General features: G+C 59.5%; 2 protein-coding genes. One reads left to right on the top strand and one right to left on the bottom strand.

Annotated features, from left to right (window positions below):
* A partial coding sequence (locus tag ACXWUF_RS21890; RefSeq protein ID WP_458496629.1) for a DNA-binding protein occupies positions 1–557 on the bottom strand: 557 nt, incomplete at its 3' end.
* A 689-nt stretch (positions 558–1,246) separates the two neighbouring features.
* Between ACXWUF_RS21890 and ACXWUF_RS21885 the strand changes: the two genes are divergently transcribed.
* Positions 1,247–2,503 (top strand): S8 family peptidase (locus ACXWUF_RS21885; protein WP_458496628.1); only part of this gene is annotated, 1,257 nt, incomplete at its 3' end.

Here is a 2,503-nt window from a genome sequence, read left to right as displayed (position 1 = left end):
GCTTGGTGTTGTTCCGCCTCGCGCTCGGACTGAAGCTTTTCCAGGTCTGCCTGGGCGCGTGCCAGTGCCGCCACGGTGGATTCCCGCCGCTGGCGCTCCTCCGCCAAATCCTCGCGCAAGCCCGCCGCGATGGCTTCCAGCTCGGCGCGGGCGGCGCTGGATTCGTTCAAATCAGTCGTCAGCGTCGCCTGGACGGCCTGCGCCTCGGCCAAGGCGGCTTCCCGCGCCGCGAGGGTGGCTTGAAGCTCGGCCCGCTCGGCGGCGAACGCCTCTCCCGCCACCCGCACCGCCGCTTCCCATAGTTCCCGGCACTGCTCCGCCAGCGCCGGGGGCACGCCCGGCACGCCTTCCCGGCGATACAGCCGGGCTGGCAGGTCCAGCAGCCAGTCCTCAATGGCCCGGCGGATCAAGGGGCGGTTCTGGACCCCGATGCGCTCGACGACGACCTCGGTGGTGGGGGTCAGTCCGGTCTCGCGGAAATGGGCTTCGCAGGCTTTTTTCGCCAAATCGAAGGTGGGCGGGCGGCGTTCGGGGCGGGTGGTCAGGCGGCGGGGCATGGCGGTTTTTACTTCTGTGCGTTCGCGCCGAAGGCGCATAGGGCGGAAATTAACTGGGGGAGGATGTGCTTGCGTGAAGTTTACGCGAAAAATAATAGCAACAAATACCCATGGATTTCGTAACAATTACCCACATACACCCCGTGTCGGCATTTTAACGGGAATATCGGACCTATCTCATGTTGCTCTTATCACGGAATTATGTAAGCAGGAAGATTAATGTTATTAATGCCTCCCGGAATAAAATATATAACCCATTGAATCAGTTAATATTTAAAGTATATCCATGGACCTTGCTGTTGAGACCGACGAATTATCATGACACATTGAATAGAAAAGGATTACGTAGCAAATAAGAGACTCAAATAGCTTGTAATTCTTATAGATCAGCGCTAGCTTTAGAAGTTGAACCCAAAAAAAACAGGTTCAGCAATCTCTATTATCGAAGAGCAATCAATATGATCCTAAACCGAACAGCTATCGCAAGCATGGTTATGGCCTGCTTCTGGGGACCGGAGTCTATCGCCACCAGCAATGACTCAGCAGCGAATGCGGCCAGCGAATCCTTGATAAAGGAAGCGCTGAAAGGTCATCCCGAAGCGGTCTATCAAACGGACAAAAGCAAGATCAAGCCAGACGTTGCCGGAAAGGCTCCGTTCACGGCCCCTTATCCTGAAGGTCAGGTGATCGTGCGCCTCAAGTCAGGCGCAAGCCTGCAAACCACCTTGGCCCGTATCCAGGGGCAAAGCAAGATGGGCGCGCCCAGTGACGTGCAACTACTCAAGCAGTTCCCCCTGGTTGGCAAAGGCCAGCCCAGCGTCGCGGGTCCGCAGCGGTTATTAGTGCTGAAATCCAATGCCCTGACCACGACGCAATTCATCGAGAAGCTCAAGCGGGATTCGGCGGTTGACTTGGCCGAACCCGATTATTTCGTCTACGCCAAATCGACCACGCCCAACGACGCCCGCTTCGGCGAGTTATGGGGCATGAACAACACCGGCCAGACCGGCGGCTCGTCCGACGCCGACATCGACGCCCCCGAGGCTTGGGACCGCATCACCGGCAACGGCTCGGTGGTGGTGGGCGACATCGACACCGGCGTGGACTATCTCCACCCCGATCTCGCCGCCAACATGTGGCGCAACCTCAAGGAAGCGAACGGCGCCGCCGGGGTGGACGACGACGGCAATGGCTATGTGGACGACATCTACGGGATCGACACGGTCAATAACGACAGCGACCCCATGGACGACAACGCCCACGGCACCCACACCTCGGGCACCATCGGGGGCGCGGGCAACAATGGTGAAGGCGTGGCGGGGGTGGCCTGGAACGTCAAGATCGCCGCCTGTAAATTCCTGAGCGCCAGCGGCTCCGGTTCCACCAGCGACGCCATCGAGTGCGTCAACTATTTCGCCTGGCTCAAGCAGCACGGCGAGAACATCGTCGCCACCAACAATTCCTGGGGGGGCGATGGTTTCAGCCAGACCTTGAAGGACGCCATCGACGCCGCCGGCACGGCGGGCACCCTGTTTGTCGCGGCGGCGGGTAATAATAATTTGACGAATAATGACGCTGTTCCGCACTACCCATCGTCCTACGACTCCGCGAGCCTCATCGCCGTGGCGGCCACCGATCACGCTGACGGACTGGCTGGTTTCTCCAACTATGGCCCCACCTCGGTCGATCTGGCCGCGCCTGGGGCGGGCATTCTAAGCACGGTGATTTCCACGGCTGGAGCCTGCGATTTCTCGCCGGAAAGCGCCACGCTGTTCCATGATGGCTTCGAGTCGGGACTGGGTGGATGGACCCAGTTCAGCATGGGCGTCCCGTATCCGTTCGACAACCCTGCCTATTGGTGGACGCAGGACGGCGCCGATCATTACAGCGGCGGCTACTCCGCCTCGGACAGCGTGGGCAATTACCAGAACTACACCCTCAGTTCT

The organism is Methylomagnum sp., from assembly GCF_054333355.1.
Note: the sequence above shows the minus strand (reverse complement) of the source record. Positions and strands in the feature narration are given on the sequence as shown.